Origin of the sequence: Streptomyces sp. SCSIO ZS0520 (assembly GCF_025643355.1) — a bacterium.
GTDB classification, from domain to species: domain Bacteria; phylum Actinomycetota; class Actinomycetes; order Streptomycetales; family Streptomycetaceae; genus Streptomyces; species Streptomyces physcomitrii.
The window spans coordinates 4,849,079-4,864,721 of sequence record NZ_CP092644.1 but is presented as its reverse complement, the minus strand read 5'-3'; the positions used below and the strand labels follow the sequence as shown (position 1 = coordinate 4,864,721).

Sequence of the window (15,643 nt, the reverse complement as noted above, 5' to 3'; positions counted from 1 at the left end):
CGCGCGGCAAGCCGCGTTGGGCGGCCCGGACCCGCCGGGGGTGGGCGGATGCGGGGGATCACCCTGCTGCTTGTTACCCGCCAGTGTCAATACCAGGCCCGACCTGCGGCACCCACCCGCGCAGATGATCATTGACCCTCCCGCAATGTTGCTGCAACACTGCGGCCCTTGCGTCAAGTGCGGGGGAGGCACGGGGGGTTGGAGGCTTCACTGGAGCGCGGAGCGGAGAGCTTCGCGCAGTTGCTGCGGGAGCGGGCCGGGCAGACGCCCGAGGCCCTGGCCTACCGCTTCGTCGCCGAGGACGAGTCGGCCGAGGAGATCAGCTACGCCGAACTCGACCGCCGGGCACGGGCGGTGGCCGCCCGGATCCTGGAGACCACCGGCGGCCGGCCGGTCCCGGCGCTGCTGCTCTTCGCGCCGGGCCCGGACTACCTGGCCGGTCTCTTCGGCTGCTTCTACGCGGGCGTGCCCGCGGTCCCGGCCTTCCCGCCGGACCCGACCCGGCTGGCCCGTACGCTGCCCCGGCTCGCCGCCATCATCGAGGACGCCGGCACCGACCTCGTCCTCACCACCTCGGACATCGCGCCGCTGATGGCGGACTGGCTCGCCACCGCGCTGGACGGCCGCGCCCCGCGGCTGCTCACCACCGACGACGCGGTCGGCGGCGGCGAGGACCTCGTGCCGCGGCCGCAGGCGCTCGCGCTGCTCCAGTACACCTCCGGCTCGACCGCGCTGCCCCGCGGCGTGATGCTCAGCCACGCCCAACTGCGCGACAACTGCCGGGACATCACCCGCGGCTTCGGCATGCACTCCGGCAGCGTGGGCGGCCTGTGGCTGCCGCCGTACCACGACATGGGGCTCATCGGCGGCATCCTCACCCCGCTGGCCGTCGGCATCGAGGTGTCCCTGATGTCGCCGGTGAGCTTCCTGCGCCGCCCGCTGTCCTGGCTGCGCATGGTCTCCCGCTACGGCGCGACCATCACCGGCGGCCCCAACTTCGCCTTCGACCTGTGCGTACGCCGCGCCAAGGACGCCGACCTCGACGGGCTCGACCTGTCCGCGGTCGAGGTGGCCTTCACCGGCGCCGAACCGGTCCGCGCCGAGACCATGGCCCGCTTCGCCGAGCGCTTCGCCCCCTGCGGCTTCCGGGCCGCGTCCTTCTACCCCTGCTACGGCCTCGCCGAGGCCACCCTCTTCGTCACCGGCGGCGCCCCGCTCGGCGGCTGGCGCGCGGTGGACGTGGCCCGCGAGCCGCTGGAGCGGGACAACACCGTACGGGCGGCCGAGCCGGGCGAAGCCGCGCGCTCCCTGGTGAGTTGCGGCCCGCCGGGACCCCGTACCCGGATCCGGATCGCCGACCCGGAGACCGGCGCGGAGCTGCCCGAGGACACCGTCGGCGAGATCTGGATCGACTCGCCCGGCGTGGCCGAGGGCTACTGGCGCCGCCCCGAGGAGAGCGCGGCGGCCTTCGGGGTGAAGACCGCGGACGGCGAGGGGCCCTTCCTGCGCTCCGGCGACCTCGGCTTCCTGCGCGGGGGCGAGCTGTTCGTGGCGGGCCGGATGAAGGACCTCGTGGTCGTCAACGGCCGCAACCACCACCCGGTCGACATCGAGCGGGTCTGCGAGGCCGCCGTCCCGGGCGTCCGCCGCAACTGCGGTGCCGCCTTCGCCGTCGAGGACGCCTCGGGCGCCACCGAACGCCTGGTCCTCGTCTACGAGGCCGACCCCGCCGCGGAGACGGACCCCGAACACGCCGCGGAGCACTACCGGGAGGTCCTCGAAGCGCTGCGCCGTGCGGTCTCCCTGGAGCTGAGCATCCCGCCCGGCGCCCTGGTCCTGATCCGGCCCCGCACCATCCCCAAGACGTCCAGCGGCAAGGTCCAGCGCTGGCTCACCCGCAAGCAGTACCTCGGCGGAGAGCTCGACGAGCTCGCCCGCTGGCAGGCCCCCGCGCGGTAGCGGCACCGTGCCCCGGCACGGGCACACCACCGCGCGGGGAAGCACGACCTGGCATCCACGAAGCGACGAAGGGTCCTGGCGATGATCGTCAAGGTCAGGGGCGTCCTGCTCCGGTTCACCAACTACGAGAACGACATCGAGGTCGGCGGCGAGACCGTGCGCGCCGGCCTGAACGAACTGACCGAGCGCTACCCGAACCTCAGCGAGGTCCTCCTCGACCGGGAGGGCGCGGTGCGCGCCACCCATCTGATCGCCCTCAACGGCGAGCAGCTCTCCCCCGCCGAGCTGGACCGCGAGGCCACCGAGGACGACCGGGTGGACATCATCACCGCGGTGTCGGGAGGTTAGTCCCCGTGCCCCGCAGCTCCACCTACGAAGTCGTCCTGGACGCAGGCCTGTTCACCCCCACCCAGCTGCAGCCCACCGCCGTGGGGCGGCTCGCCTTCCAGGCCGGCACCCGCTGGCTGCGCGACCATCTGCACAGCCACCGCAGGCTGGTCACCGAGCACCGGGTGGGCCTCGTCCTGTGGGCCTGGCAGCTGGAGTACGAGCAGCCGCTGCGCTTCGAGGACGCCGACGAGGCCGAGGTCGACGTCCGGATGCGGGTGCGCGGACCGCGCGCCTCCCAGCTGGAGGCGGAGCTGACCGTCACCGGTCCGGCCGGGGTCGCGGTCCGCGCCCGCGCCGCCTCGGTGCCGCTCGCGCTCAGCGGCGACCTCGCCCTCTCCGGGGCGCCGACCACCCTGCCCGAGGCCGTGGTGGCCGCCTTCCGGGAGGACGAGATCGAGCGCACGCCCTACCTCTCGCAGGTGCGGGCGCTGCGGGGCTCCTTCGACCGCGAGGGCGAGGAGATCGCCTCGGACACCACCACCTTCCGGGTCCACCGGCACCACTGCGAGGTGGCCGACCAGTGGTACTGGGCCGAGTCGCTCGGCTTCGCGGGCGGCGCCCGGGAGGAGTTCGTGATGCGGCACGGCAGGAAGGCGCCCGAGCTGCGCCGTTCGCTCAGCGAGGGGGTGCGGCGCCTGGACGTGACCTGGCTGCGCGCGGGCCAGCTCTGGGACCTCCTCCAGGTGCGCACCACGGCCTACCGCCACGGCGGCGGCCTCGCCTTCGTCCATGAACTGGGGCTCGCCGAGGACGACGACGGCGGCGGCCCGTACGCGATCGTCGTGGAGCGGATATGACCGGGCCGACCGCCCCACCGGAGGCCGCACCCGGGACCGGGCCCGCCGCCGCAGCCGAGGACGGGCTCCCCTCCTTCGCCCCGGCCGCCCGCCTGGAACAGGAACTCGGCTGCCCCTTCGACCCGGACACCGGGATGTCGCTCGCCCGCGGCGTCCGCGCGGACGACCGGGAGGCCGAGCCCACCGAGGCCTACGAGGCGGCCTGGGCGGCCGGGCTGCACGCCCGGTTGGTGCCCGCCGAGGAGGGCGGGAGCCTGACCTCCTTCGAGTCGCTGCTCGCCCTGGTGCGCGCCGCCTCGCGCCGGGACGCGGCGGTCTCCGTCGGCCTCGGCTCGACGCTGCTCGCCACCCTCCCGGTGTGGATCTGGGGCGAGGAGGCCCAGCGCCGCCGGGTCGCCGAGCTGGCCCTCGGCCGGGCCTGGGGCACCGCGGGCATCAGCGAGGAGGCGGCCGGCAGCGATCTGCTCGCCACCGGCACCCGGGCCGTCCCGGTCGACGGCGGCTACCTCCTGAACGGCGAGAAGTGGCTGGTCGGCAACGGCCGCCGGTCCTCCTTCGCCACCGTGCTCGCCGCCTCCGAACCCTCCTTCGGTCTCTTCCTCCTCGACTTCGAGGACCCGGCCGTCACCGGCGTACGGCGGCTCGCCAAGGTGCCCACCCACGGGCTGCGCGGCCACGATCTGAGCGGCTTCGCGCTGAGCGGCTGCCGGGTCGGCGAGGAGGCGGTGATCGGGCGCCGGGGCCGCGGTATCGAAATGGTCTCCGGGATGCTGCAGTTCACCCGGACCCTGGTCGGCGGCAGCGCCCTCGGCTCGGCGGACACGGCCCTGCGGATCGCCCTCAGGCACGCCCGCGGCCGGATCCTGTACGGGGCGCCCGCCACCCACCTCGCGCCGGTGCGCGGGCTGCTCGCGCGCGGCTTCGCCGACCTCCTGGTCGCCGAGTGCACCGCCCTCGCCGCCGCCCGCGGACTCGACGTGGCCCGGCAGCGGATGCCGCTCTGGTCGGCGGTGGCCAAGTACGTGGTCCCGCAGTTCGCGGTGGACTCCGTCGCCGCCTGCGGTGAGGTGCTCAGCGCCCGCGCCTATCTGCGCGAGGGCGCCGGGGCCGGAGCCTTCCAGAAGATCGTGCGCGACCTGGCGATCACCCCGGTCTTCGAGGGCACCCAGCTGGTCCAGCTCGACACCGTGCGCGCCCAGCTCGCCAGCGCCGCCCGCAGAAGGAGCCCCGCCCGCGCCGAACTGCCGCTGCCGCTGCTCTTCGGCTTCGGCGAGGAGCCGGCCTCGCCCAGCCTGCGCGCCCAGCGCCCCGCCCTCACCCACGGCGGCGCCGACGAGGTGACCGGCTGCCTCGACGAAGCCGTGGACGCCCTGCACGAGGAGCCTCGACTCGCCGCCCTGGCACACACCTTGCGCACCGTACGGGACCAGGTCCGCGCCGAGTTCGCCGCGCTCGGCACCGACCGCGGCGCCCCGGCCTACGAGGCGGCCCGCCGCCACTGCCTGGTGCACGCCGGTGCCTGCTGCCTGCACACCTGGCTCCAGCGCCGCCGGGCACTCGGCCCGCTCGCGGCCGATCCCGCCTGGCTCTCGGTGGCCCTGCGGCGGGTCCTCGAACGGCTCGGCCGGCCCGCCGGGGCCGACCTCGAAGCCGAGGACCGCCTGGTGCGCCACCTCACCGAACTCGACGACGACGACCGGGCCCTGTCCCTGATCCCGCTGCGGCTCGCCCCGCAGCACCGGGAGGCCGGGCCCGTACGAACCAAGGAGCGCCCATGACCGCCACCTCCCCCGACAGCACAGGACAGGCCGCCACCGCCGCCTGGCTCGCCGACCTCATCGCCGAACTGCTCGGCCTCGCCGCGGAGGACATCCCCGGGGACCGGCCGGTCGGCGAGATCGGCATCGACTCGCTCACCGCCGCACAGCTCTCCGTCGAGGTCGAGGAGCGCACCGGCGCCACCATCCCGCTGGAACGCTTCCTCGGCACCGAGACCCTCGACGAGCTGGTGCGCGAGGCCGAGGAGCAGGGCACGGAGGCCGGGGCGTGACGGCCCGCGCGCACGCCGCCGATGTCATGAACCGGGCGGTCGCCCCCGGCCACCGCACCCTGGACGCGGAGGTCGAGCAGGTCCGCCGCGAGGCCCGCCGCCGGTTCGCCTCCTTCGTCCTGGACCGGGCCAACCCGGGCGCGCACTTCCGCAACCAGGCCTCCCGGCCGCTGGACAACAGCGTCTTCGAGAGGGCCGGCGACCTCGGCCTGATGCGGTTCTCGCTGCCCGCCTCGATCGGCGGCGAGGGCCGCGACAAGCTGGCCTGGGGCGTGGTGGTCGAGGAGATCGCCCGCCTCTCCCGCGACCCCGGCTTCGCCGTCCTGCTCGACATCAGCGTCGAGATCTGCGAGCTGATCCTCTCCAGCGGCCGGCCCGAACTCATCGAGCGGTACGTCCCCGACCTGGTCGCAGGCCGCCGCTTCGGCGTCCAGGGCGCCTACGAGAGCCTGGACCCCTACGACTACCGGTCCACCGCCCGCCTGGAGGACGGCGAGTGGGTCCTCAACGGCGCCAAGCGCTTCCTCGCGGGCGCCCGCTTCGCCGACCTCTTCCTGCTCTTCGTGCGCGACGAGGCCTCCAACGACATGCTGGCCTTCCTGGTCGAGAAGGACGACCCGGGCGTCACGCCGATCCATATGGACACCATGGGCATGCACACCATGGGCCTCGGCCAGGTCGTCCTGGACCGGGTGCGGCTGCCCGAATGGCGCCTGGTCTGGCGCGCCGACGCGCTGAGCGAGCTGAACACCTACGCCCGCATCCGCCGCACCATGAGCGCCTGCGGGGTGCTCGGCGCCCTGGACGGCGTCATCGAGAACTGCGTGGAGGCGCTCGCCACCCGGCGCCGCGCGGGCCGCCGCGTCCTCGACTACGCCAATGTCGAGCGCACCGTCGGCGAGATGCGCGCCCTGCTCATGCAGGCCAGGGCCAGCGTCTACCGGGCGCTCGACGGCACCCGGGACACGGATCGCGACCCGCACTTCGACGAGTTCGCCACCGTCGCCAAGCACCACGCCTCCGAATGCGCCCTGCGCATCGGCCAGTTGGTGATGGGCCTGATGGGCGGCGAGGCCTATATGTCGGCGTTCCCCTGGGAGCGCTTCATGCGCGACATCCTCGGCCTCATCTCCGGACAGGGCTCGCAGGAGACCCTGCTCATGCAGCTCGGCCAGCGCACCATCGTCGGCATCGAGGGCACCCGGGTCCGCGAGGAGGCCGCCGAGCGCACCGTCGCCAAGCTCGCCGACTCCTGGTGGGCGCTGCACGCCGCCGAGGCCGCCGCGGACGGCGCTCCCGGGCAACTCGCCGACGCGGTGGCCGAGATGGCGACCGCGGCCAAGCTCGACCCCGTCCCCGCCGCGCAGCGGGCCGAACTGACCGCCTTCCTCGACGGGGCCCACGCCGCCCTGGCCGCCGCCCGCTCGGGACAGCCGCCCGGCGCGCTGCCCGAGGTCCCCGGCGGCTTCGCCGGACGGCTCGCCGAACGCGCCGCCGGTGCCCGCTCCTTCCTCGCCTGCGCCCTCGCCCGGGAGAGCGGGCTCCTCGCCCGCCTCCTCGAACCCTGCACCCCGAAGGAGGCGGCGGCCGCAGTCGAGGGCCTGGACGAGGACACCACCGCGCGGCTCCTGGAGACCCTGGTGTCCGCCTCCCTGGTACGCCGCGACGCCGAGGGCCGCCTCGCCGCCGAGGAAGGCCTCGAACGCGTCCTCGTCGGCGGCCCCCGCACCACCGCCTTCGCGGCCCGCCTCCGCCGCCTGGTGACCGGTGCCGGGCGGCTGCGCACCGGCGAACAGGCCGCCGGGCGGGCGGAGTTCACCGGCTGCGGCGCCGAGTCGGCCCCGCTCGCGGACGCGCTGGTCAACGAACTGCTCGGCAGGCTGGAAGGGCTGCCCGAGCGCCTGGACCGGCCCGGGGCCAAGGTGGGCTGCGCGGCCGGCGACGGCGGGGCGAGCGCCGCCGAACTGGCCCGCCACATCCCCTTCGTACCGGTGCTCGCCCTGGAGCCGGAGGCCGCGGCCGACACGGCGCGGGCCGCGCGGGACCCGCACACCCCGGCCGGGGAGAGCCTGGTCGAGGTCCGCACCGGCGGCCCGGACTCCTTCACCGCCGAGGACCGCCTCGCGCTCGCCTGGCTGCCGACTGCCGGACGCAGCACGCAGGAGATCCGGCGCGCGGCCGGCTCCGCCGCCGGTGCCCTGCTCCCCGGCGGCTGGCTCCTCCTGGTGGCCCCGCTGCCCCCGAAGCGCCCGGCGGGCGCCGCCGCCCTGCGCCTCGAACTCGCCCTGACCGGGGCCCCGGCCCCCGCCGAGGGCGCCCTGGAGGAGGTGCTGACCGAGGCGGGCCTCACCCACCTCAGGACCGCCTGGGAGGACCCCGCCCTCGGCATCCGCCTGCTCGCGGCCCGGCGGCCGTAGCACCGGGCCCGCTCGGCACGGGAGTCGGCCACCGGCGTGCGACTGGTGACCGGCTCCTGTGTCCAGTCGGGGACTTGGGGCTGGCGATACTGAACTCAGGTCTGGCGGTACGGGACTTGAGGCTGATGTCACTGAACTCAGAACTGCCAGTACGGCACTTGGAGCTGGCAGCGCGGAACTCCCCAGTGCCGCTAGGGGACTTGCGCCGTCCGTACGGGAATCGGCCGCGCCCTGCCGCGTGTGCTCAGCCCGCCTCGCGGTAGGCGAGACCGGTGGCGTTGGGTGTGGTCCCGTCGTAGAGGCCGGTCGGTGCGGTCCCGGTGGAGAGCGTGAACCAGGCGTACCGCTCCACGAACGGCAGTTGCCCCAGCATCTCGGCGGAGCCCCGCGCGAAGTCGGTCTGCTCCTGCTCGCTCGGGTAGCGGGGCGTGGGTCCGGAGAAGTCGGTCAGGGCGTACTCGGTGAGCCAGACGGGCTTGTGGTAGCGGTCGTACACCGCCTGCAGATAGCCGCGCAGCTGGTCGACGGCGGCCGGGCCGAAGTCGCCGCCGTACCAGTGCAGCGGGATGAAGTCGACGCGCAGCCCGCGTTCGGCGGCGCCGGTCATGAAGCGGTCGAGCCAGCCGCCCGGGGTGTCCCCGCCGAAGGCGACGGCGGGCGCGCCGAGCCGCAGCCCGGTGTCCTGGAGCCGGGGCCACAGATCGAGCGCCTGCTCCACCGGCATGTCCGCCTGGCCCGCCATGTCCGGCTCGTTGAAGCCGAGCAGTTGCTGCCCCTCCTCCTTGGCGCGGGCCAGATCGGCGTCGTTGACCGCGCCCGCGCCCCAGATCATCGGCACGAACTCGGCGCCCTCGGGCCGCGCGATCTCACCGGTGGACGGGGACCAGTCGTAGTACCAGGACGCCCCGACATCGGCCAGCGCCGCACCGGCCCCATCGACCGGCGTCACGCTGACTCCCTTGCCTCCGGCGGCAGTTGGGCCCGCCGCCGGGGAGGCATCCGGTACGGGGGCGGTGGCGCCGGTGGCGCAGAGCACGGCGAGGGCCGCGGCGAACAGGGGCAGCAGCCACCGCGGACGGCGCCGTGCACGGCGGTTCCGCCAAGAGGGCACGGTCATCTCGATCTCCCGGTCTGTGTGGGGGCCAGTAGGAGCAGCGGGTCTCGACTCTGTGCGGGTGCCAGTAGGGGGCGGGGGTCTCGACGCGGCGCTGTGCGCCCCGTGTTGACGTCCTCAGCCGAGGCCGAGGGCGAAGACATGCAGCTTGTCGTTCTCGGGCAGGGTGACGCTCTTCAGGTGCTTGCCCGCCGGGACCCGGAAGGGCTCGGTGGCGTAGACGAAGGCCGAAGGCCCTTGCCCCGAGGCCTGGTTGCGGTAGGCGGTGTGCGCCACCACGGTGTTGCCGAAGACCGGGTCCCGGCCGCCGCCCGGCTCGGTCCAGTCGCCGAAGGAGAGGTCCGCCTTCGCGGTGCTGCCGTCGGTGAATGTCACGGTGGCGGTGCCCCGCTGGTCGCCGTGGGTCGCGGAGCCGACGAAGAGCAGCCGCCCGGCGTCCGCCGCCTCCTCGCCGAGGCCGAGGGTCTGCCCCTTGGCGCGCGCGTGGTCGGGGCGGCCCTGCGGCGCGTCCGGCCAGGTGAAGCGGGTTCCCGAGGCCTCGACGCGGGCCCCGCCCCGCAGCCCCTCGGCCGCGAGCGCCTGCCGGGAGTAGCTGTTGCCGTCCCCGTCGTAGTCGCCCTGCCCCCGGTCGCCGTCGTCGGAGGCCCCGGTGCCCTCGTAGGCGGCGGCGAGTCCGCCTTCCCGGGCGACCAGGACGATCGCCGCCCCGCGCACCGGCTTCCCCGAAGCCCCGCGCACACTCACCGGGATCTCGTAGTACCCCTCGGGCGTCCCGGCCGCCGCGCTGACCTCAAGTTCCGTACTCCCGCTGCCGGTTGCCGGATCGAGCCGCAGACTCCCGCCGCCCGGAGCCACCTTGAGCCCCGCGGGCGCCTCGGCCCGCACCCGCAGCGACCGGTCCTTGCCGCCCAGCCGCTGCCCCCGCACCCGCAACTCCGCCGTCCCGCGCCCCGGTCGGACCTTCACCAGGTTCGGCGTCACCGAGGCGAGGAAGGGCTTCTCCCCGGTGCGGTACGAGGGCGGCGCGGCCTGCGCCGAGGTGGCCCAGCTCCGGTCGGGCTCGCCGCCCAGGTCGAAGTCGAGCCGCCCGCCGCGGTCGAGGATCCCGCGCGGCAGCGACGTACGCTCCCAGTCCCGGCCGTCGATCCGCAGCCCGTGCACATACGGCGTCTTCGCGGAGGCCTTCGGCGCCCGGATGTCCAACTCCCCCGCCCTGCCCGGCAGATCGAGCACCGCACGCTCGAACAGCGGGCCGTGCAGGGTCAGATCGCTGGTGCCGGGCGTCGAGGGATACAGGCCGAGCGCGGCCCAGACGTACCAGGAGGACTGGGCACCGAGGTCGTCGTTGCCGGGCTCCCCGTCCGGTGTCGGGCTGAACAGCGTGGTGGCGATCTCCCGTACCCGCTGCTGCGTCTTCCAGGGCTGCCCGAGGTGGTTGTAGACCCAGGGCACCGAGAAGTCGACCTCGTTGCCGGCCCACATGTACGGCTCGTTGGGGCCCGCGTTGAGCTTGCCGAAGAAGGTGTCGAGGCGTTCGGCGGCGGCCTCGCGCCCGCCCATCGCGGCGGTCAGCCCGGCGGTGTTCTGCGGAACCAGCCAGTTGTACTGCGCCGCGTTGCCCTCGTCGTAGCCGTCCTGCCCGAACTTCCCCGGGGGCGGCGGCTGGAAGGGCGGCCCGTCGGGGAAGCGCCCGTCCTGGCCGCGCGGCTGGAGGTAGCCGGTGGCCGGGTTCAGGAGGTGCTGCCAGTTCTGCCCGCGCCGGGTGAAGTCCCGGGCGGTCTCCTTCTGCCCTGCCGCTGCGGCGAGTCGGGCGATCGCGAAGTCGTCGATCGCCCACTCCAGGGTGACCGAGCCGCCGACCCGCTGGTGATCGCCGCGCGAGGCGTCGTTGTTGGGCATGTAGCCGCGCTCGACATAGCTGCGCACCCCGGGCCGCTCCTGATAGGCGCCCGGCCGCTCGTCCACCGAAGTGGCGCCCTTCACCAGGTACTCGAGGGCGATGGGCAGATCGAAGTCCCGGGCGCCGAAGGCGTACAGATTGGCGATCAGCGGCACCGAGTTGTCGCCGGTCATCTGCCCCGTGTAGTCGTTGGCCAGCGGCCAGCGCGGCCACCACCCGCCCTGCACCGCGTCGTTGACCAGCGACTGCGCCATGTCGCTCGCCCGCTCGGGCCACAGCATCGCCTGCAGCGGGGCCAGGCTGCGGTAGGTGTCCCAGTCGGAGAAGTTGGCGTACTGGGTGCGGCCCTCGGGCAGGGTGCGCACCTTGTCGTCGAAGCCCGGGTAGCGGCCGTCGGCGTCGTTGAAGGTGTTGGGGTGCATCAGCGCGTGGTAGAGCGCCGTGTAGAAGGTCCGCAGCTCGCCCTCCTCGCGGCCCGCGACCCGGATCCTGCCGAGCGCCTCGGACCACTCGGCGCGCGTCTTCTCCCGCAGCGCCTCCAGGTCCCAACCACCCGCCTCCGCCGCCATATTGGCCTTCGCCCCGGCCACCGAGACATACGACATGGACACCTTGGCCCGCACCGTGCGCGCCCCGCCGAAGGTCAGATAGGCGCCCGCCTTCGGCGCGTCCACCGCGTCGGCGCCCTCGGACACCGAGGAGCCGTCCCAGGTGCCGTGCGCGGTGAACGGCCGGTCGAAGGTGAGCGCGTAGTGGACCGTGTACTCATTGCCCTTGCCGCAGAAGTTCCCGGTCGTCGCGGAGCCGGTGACCGTGCGGTCCCCCTCGATCCGCAGCGCCGCCCGCTTGTTCCCGGCCAGGCTGGCCCCGCCCTTCACCAGGACCTGCGCCGCCCGCTCGCCCTCCGGGAAGGTGAACCGGGCCAGTCCGGTGCGCGTGGTGGCCGCGAGCTCGGCCCGCACCTTCGCGTCCCCGAGGGTCACCGCGTAGTACCCGGGCTCCGCCTTCTCCCCGTCGTGCGAGAACCGCTCGGTCCGCTCCCAGGGCTTCGCGCCGATCTCCCCGGCCACCGGCAGGATCGGCACGTCCCCGAAGGCCGTGCAGCCGACCGAGGCGTGATCGAGGCTGAACCCCCGGATCCGCTCGCTGTGGTACTGGTACCCCGCGTACGAGCCCTCGGTGTCCGGCGAGAACTGCATCATCCCGAACGGCGCCGCGGGCCCCGGGAAGTTGTTGATCTCCCCGACGGACTCCCCGCCGCGTCCGGTGCCGATCAGCGGGTCCACATAGTCGGCCGGATCCTCCACCAACTGCGCCGCCGCACGCGGACCTTGCCCGCCTGACATCGTTGTCGACCCCTGCGCCGACCCGGCCGGATCCCCCGAGGCCACCGAGGACGCCGCCAGCAGCATCCCACTGGCCAGCACACCGACGAGGACACTGCGGCCCCTGCGACTTCTCACACTTGCCTCCGCGAAACGGGGAGCGACCCGGCCACCACACAGTCAGGGAGATGACCGCCCACGGTCAAGAGGGCCGCAGGCACCGCCTCCTCCGGCCAAAGGCATCCCGCCCCAACAACCGCACCGCCACCGGGACTTGCCAGCCTCCCGCACACAGCACACGCCCACTCAGAGCCCCACTCCGAGCTCAAGGGAATGCACCAGCAGAGGACCGCTTCCCGGGGCACGTAAGACCCCAAACCCAACCAACAGCCGCAACCGACGAAGAAGGCCGACCGACAACAGCAACCCAAGCCCGAAAGCCAACCGCCAGCCGAAACCCGCCCCGATGGGGGTGCGGGTGGCGAAGCCCCCGCCCCGCGCGGCGAAAGCCCGCGCAAAAACAACGAAAGCGACCCGATCCACGCTTTCCGTGGATACAGATCGCCATCGCTTTCGTGGACCTGAGGGGATTCGAACCCCTGACCCCCTCGATGCGAACGAGGTGCGCTACCGGACTGCGCCACAGGCCCTTGCAACGAGGAAGACTCTAGCACCCCGGCCGCGGTGCTCGGAAATCCGTTACCGGCGGCCTGACGGGCTGGTCAGGGGCCGGGTGCGGGGCCCGTGGTGGCGGGCCCTGCACCGGCTACTCGTTCGCCGCCCGGGGGCGGCCGTCCTCGTCGAACTGGTCGAAGAGGGGGGTACGGCCGCGTTCCCGGGCCCGGCGGGCCGAGGCGGCGCGGCGGGCGTCGCTGCGCTCACCGGAGGCCTCGGCTGCACCGGCGGCGTCCGTGCCGTCCGCCTCGCCCTCCGCGGCACCGGCCGGGGTGGATCCGGCGCGCCCGCCCTTCTCGCCCGGCTCGGCCGCGCTGGAGCGGGCCGCGCTCCAGGTGTCCGGGGCGCCGAGGTCGGTGCTGCCGGTGGCGCGGGGGGCGACGGGGGCGGTGACATAGGTGGGCAGCGGGACCGGGACGGGGTCCCAGCTCTCGCCCCGGGCCGGGCCGCCGCGGCGCTCGCGCTGCTGGTCGACCCACTCCGCGTGGTCGGTCTGCTCGACCAGGGCGCGGCGGTCCGCGGCCAGGTCGGGCAGCTCGGGACCGGTGGACTCGCCCGCGCCGGGCGGCAGTTCACCGCCGCGCCGCTCGCCCGTGCCGCGCCGGGAGGCCTGCCGTTCGCGCAGGCGCTGCGCCGCCTCCTCCGCCCTGCGGCGGTCCATGACGTACGCGAACCGGCGCCGCTCCTGGACGCGCAGGTACACGATGTACACGCTCAGCAGCAGGGCGGGGGCCACCGGTGCCCAGAGGAAGGCGAGACCGCCGATCGCGGCCACCACCGCACCGGCGGTGAAGAGCACGAAGAGCAGCACGGTGGTGCGCCGACGGCGCGCGAGGACCTGGGTGCGCCGGGCGCGGGCAGCCTCCTGCGCGCTCCGCGGGCGCCGCTCCACCGCGCGCCCCGCCGGGGCACTCTCGCGGGCGGCCTCGCGTTTCTCGTACTCGGGTTCGCGCGGGGCGGCGTCCCGGGCCTCCTCGCGCGCCGCCGACCGCCGGTTCTCCGCGCGGGAGACCTCGGCCGCCTCGGCGCGGGAGGACTGCTTCGGGGGCACGGCGAAGGCCCGGACGTCCACCGAGTCGGTGACATCGCCCGGGAGGGCGGGCGGTTCGGGGTTCTCCTCCGACCGCGCCTTCAGGTCCTTGGCGTACCGGCGTTCCATTCCCGCCCGGCCGGACAGAAGCCTTATGGCGGTGCTGAAACGTTCTGTTGGACGGGCCTCGTTGAGCTCGTCCTGCCTACGGAGCCACATCGGCACCAGGTAGGCGGCCCAGGCCCCGACAATGACTGCGTAGATGAGGCCGCTGCTGCTCACCCGCTACACGGTAGAGGGGATTGCGTGAGGCCATCTGCCAATTCGGCCGGTGTGTCGCACGATCTGGCTGATATTTTCAAGTTTTCTTCCGAACGATGTGATCAACAGCCGTCGACGGAAGGGAAGGAAAGCCCCGAGCGGGACCTTTCCGGGCCATGTATTCGAACACCTATTCCCTTTTCGGGGAACTGCCCTTTCGGGCAGGGGAAGTTGCCCGGGGCATGCTCACCGGCTCCGCGGCGCCCCGGAGTGCGTTCCGGCCATGGAGAACCGTTCCGGCAGGAGGGGTACGAGGCGTGGGGCGGCCCGTTCAGCCGCTGTCCTCGGGGCCGTTCCAGGGGCCGCGGACCGGACCGCGGCCCGGCTCCGTCCAGGTGTCCCGGTGCGTGCCGGGGCGCGGGGCCTCGCGGTGCGAGCCGGTGTGCGGGGGCTCGTGCGGGGCGCGCGGCGCGAGACCGGGCGCGGTGGGGCGCTGGCCCGGGGCGGCGCCGCGGGTGCGGTGCCAGCGGTTGAGGAGCCCCTCGGCGGCCTCCTCGGCGGTGAGCGCGAAGACCAGGTGGTCGCGCCAGTCCCCGTCGATGTGCAGGAAGCGGGGGCGCAGGCCCTCCTCGCGGAAGCCGAGCTTCTCCACCACCCGGCGGCTCGGCAGGTTCTCGGGGCGGATGCACACCTCGATGCGGTGCAGGCCGAGGGTGCGGAAGCAGTGGTCCACGGCGAGGGCGACCGCGGTCGGCATCACGCCGCGGCCCGCCACCGACTGGTCCACCCAGTAGCCGACGTGGCCCGAGCACATCGACCCCCAGGAGATCCCGGCGACCGTCAACTGCCCGGCGAGCGCGCCCCGGTACTCGATCACGAAGGGCAGCATCCGCCCGGCGTTCGCCTCGGCGCGCAGGTGCCGGACCATCTGCCGGTAGGTGGGCCGGTGGGCGACGGGCCCGGTCGGGGTGGGCGGCGGGACGGTGGCCTCCCAGGGGCGCAGCCATTCGCGGTTGCGCCGGTTGACCTCCCGCCAGGCGCGCTGGTCCCGCAGTCTTATCGGCCGCAGGGTGATGTCGCCGTCGACCAGCTCGACGGGCCAGGCGAGGCTGTTCAGCGTGACCTCCCCGCCCCGCCCTCGTCCGCGACCGGGGCCGCGGGCCCGGTGGACGGGGCGTGGTCGCCGCCGCGCAGCTGGTCGACGGCGTGCCGCAGCAGGGGTTCCAGGACGGCGAGCCCGTCGCGTACGCCGCCGGTGGAGCCCGGCAGGTTCACGATCAGGGTGCGCCGGGCCACGCCCGCGAGGCCCCGCGAGAGCGCGGCGGTGGGCACCTTGCGGTTGCCGTGGGCGCGGATCGCCTCGGGGATGCCGGGGATCTCGCAGCCGTGGGCGCCGAGGACCTTCCGGGTGGCCTCGGGGGTGCGGTCGGTGGGCGAGATGCCGGTGCCGCCGGTGGTGAGGACGACGTCGTAGCCGGTGTCGACCGCGGCGCGCAGGGCGGTCTCGACCGGGTCGCCGTCCGGGACCACCTGCGGGCCGTCCACCGCGAAGCCGAGCGCGCGCAGCGCCTCGGCGATCACCGGGCCGCCGCGGTCCTCGTACACCCCGGAGGCCGCCCGGTTCGAGGCGGTGACCACCAGGGCGCGGTAGGGCGGACCGGCCGGACGGGCGTCGGCGGACCGCACGGCGTGCGGATCGGCGGACTGCGCGGCGTGCGGGCCGGT

At 74.4% G+C, this 15,643-nt stretch carries 10 protein-coding genes, 1 tRNA gene and 1 pseudogene; 6 read left to right on the top strand and 6 right to left on the bottom strand.

The window, feature by feature from the left end:
- Positions 1-198: 198 nt before the first annotated feature.
- The 6 genes from MID12_RS19225 to MID12_RS19200 all read left to right on the top strand — a co-directional run bounded on the left by MID12_RS19225 (position 199) and on the right by MID12_RS19200 (position 7,613).
- Positions 199-1,959 carry a fatty acyl-AMP ligase gene (locus MID12_RS19225; protein ID WP_263169139.1) on the top strand — a complete coding sequence of 587 codons (1,761 nt, stop codon included), beginning with the start codon at positions 199-201 and terminating at the stop codon, positions 1,957-1,959.
- Positions 1,960-2,040: 81 nt separating this feature from the next.
- Positions 2,041-2,307 carry a MoaD/ThiS family protein gene (locus MID12_RS19220; protein ID WP_040252432.1) on the top strand — a complete coding sequence of 89 codons (267 nt, stop codon included), beginning with the start codon at positions 2,041-2,043 and terminating at the stop codon, positions 2,305-2,307.
- Positions 2,308-2,312: 5 nt separating this feature from the next.
- Positions 2,313-3,146: an acyl-CoA thioesterase gene (locus tag MID12_RS19215; protein ID WP_263169138.1), complete on the top strand. Its 834-nt coding sequence runs from the start codon at positions 2,313-2,315 to the stop codon at positions 3,144-3,146.
- Complete coding sequence (locus tag MID12_RS19210) at positions 3,143-4,924, top strand: acyl-CoA dehydrogenase family protein (RefSeq protein ID WP_263169135.1); 1,782 nt, start codon at positions 3,143-3,145, stop codon at positions 4,922-4,924. The genes MID12_RS19215 and MID12_RS19210 overlap by 4 nt, the downstream gene beginning before the upstream one ends.
- The gene (locus MID12_RS19205; protein ID WP_040252429.1) at positions 4,921-5,196 is read left to right on the top strand and encodes an acyl carrier protein; all 276 of its coding nucleotides are present in this window, start codon (positions 4,921-4,923) and stop codon (positions 5,194-5,196) included. Before MID12_RS19210 ends, MID12_RS19205 begins: the two co-directional genes overlap by 4 nt.
- Positions 5,193-7,613 carry an acyl-CoA dehydrogenase family protein gene (locus MID12_RS19200; RefSeq protein WP_263169132.1) on the top strand — a complete coding sequence of 807 codons (2,421 nt, stop codon included), beginning with the start codon at positions 5,193-5,195 and terminating at the stop codon, positions 7,611-7,613. The genes MID12_RS19205 and MID12_RS19200 overlap by 4 nt, the downstream gene beginning before the upstream one ends.
- A 244-nt stretch (positions 7,614-7,857) precedes the next feature.
- Here the strand turns inward: MID12_RS19200 and MID12_RS19195 are convergent, their stop codons facing one another.
- The 6 genes and pseudogenes from MID12_RS19195 to MID12_RS19170 all read right to left on the bottom strand — a co-directional run bounded on the left by MID12_RS19195 (position 7,858) and on the right by MID12_RS19170 (position 15,604).
- A complete protein-coding gene (locus tag MID12_RS19195) occupies positions 7,858-8,730 on the bottom strand; it encodes a glycoside hydrolase family protein (RefSeq protein WP_052482461.1) in 873 nt (290 codons plus the stop codon).
- Positions 8,731-8,844: 114 nt separating this feature from the next.
- A complete protein-coding gene (locus tag MID12_RS19190; RefSeq protein ID WP_263169128.1) occupies positions 8,845-11,973 on the bottom strand; it encodes a GH92 family glycosyl hydrolase in 3,129 nt (1,042 codons plus the stop codon).
- Between the two features lie 555 nt (positions 11,974-12,528).
- Positions 12,529-12,602: transfer RNA gene (locus tag MID12_RS19185), tRNA-Ala, on the bottom strand.
- A 116-nt stretch (positions 12,603-12,718) separates the two neighbouring features.
- Positions 12,719-13,939 carry a gephyrin-like molybdotransferase receptor GlpR gene (gene glpR / locus MID12_RS19180; protein WP_263169125.1) on the bottom strand — a complete coding sequence of 407 codons (1,221 nt, stop codon included), beginning with the start codon at positions 13,937-13,939 and terminating at the stop codon, positions 12,719-12,721.
- A 469-nt stretch (positions 13,940-14,408) separates the two neighbouring features.
- Positions 14,409-15,035: pseudogene (locus MID12_RS19175) on the bottom strand (GNAT family N-acetyltransferase); the annotation flags it as partial.
- The gene (locus tag MID12_RS19170; protein ID WP_263173273.1) at positions 15,032-15,604 is read right to left on the bottom strand and encodes a molybdenum cofactor biosynthesis protein B; all 573 of its coding nucleotides are present in this window, start codon (positions 15,602-15,604) and stop codon (positions 15,032-15,034) included. The gene MID12_RS19170 and the pseudogene MID12_RS19175, both read right to left, overlap by 4 nt.
- Positions 15,605-15,643: the final 39 nt, after the last annotated feature.

Coding starts and splice junctions, on each gene's coding strand:
- MID12_RS19195 (WP_052482461.1), bottom strand. CDS start 8,730: ATGACCGTGCCCTCTTGGCGGAACCGCCGTGCACGGCGCCGTCCGCGG.
- MID12_RS19190 (WP_263169128.1), bottom strand. CDS start 11,973: ATGTCAGGCGGGCAAGGTCCGCGTGCGGCGGCGCAGTTGGTGGAGGAT.
- MID12_RS19210 (WP_263169135.1), top strand. CDS start 3,143: ATGACCGGGCCGACCGCCCCACCGGAGGCCGCACCCGGGACCGGGCCC.
- MID12_RS19220 (WP_040252432.1), top strand. CDS start 2,041: ATGATCGTCAAGGTCAGGGGCGTCCTGCTCCGGTTCACCAACTACGAG.
- MID12_RS19205 (WP_040252429.1), top strand. CDS start 4,921: ATGACCGCCACCTCCCCCGACAGCACAGGACAGGCCGCCACCGCCGCC.